Origin of the sequence: Saccharothrix sp. ST-888 (genome assembly GCF_000955975.1) — a bacterium.
Classification (GTDB): domain Bacteria; phylum Actinomycetota; class Actinomycetes; order Streptomycetales; family Streptomycetaceae; genus Kitasatospora.
This window is the reverse complement of sequence record NZ_JYJF01001134.1, coordinates 1-242: the sequence shown is the minus strand read 5'-3', so window position 1 is coordinate 242 and position 242 is coordinate 1. Positions and strand designations below refer to the sequence as shown.

Here is a 242-nt window from a genome sequence, read left to right as displayed (position 1 = left end):
AACGAGATCCCCGAGGCGCGCAAGGTCATGGAGGCGGCGTTCGCGCCGTCGGGTGACGCCGGCGCCGATGGGGAGTCCTCGCTGGCGCAGCGTCTGGCGCGTCTGTCGGAGGTCGAGCGGAACCGTGCGCTGCTGGAGCTGGCGCGGGCTCAGGTCGCGGCTGTTCTCGGTTACGCGGGGTCGGAGGCGGTGGAGTCGGGCCGGGCGTTCAAGGAGCTCGGGTTCGACTCGCTGACCGCCGT

Annotated in this window: 1 protein-coding gene; it reads left to right on the top strand. The window is 72.3% G+C overall.

The window, feature by feature from the left end:
• The coding region (locus UK12_RS42855) for an acyl carrier protein (RefSeq protein WP_045307433.1) at positions 1-242 on the top strand (242 nt) is incomplete at both ends.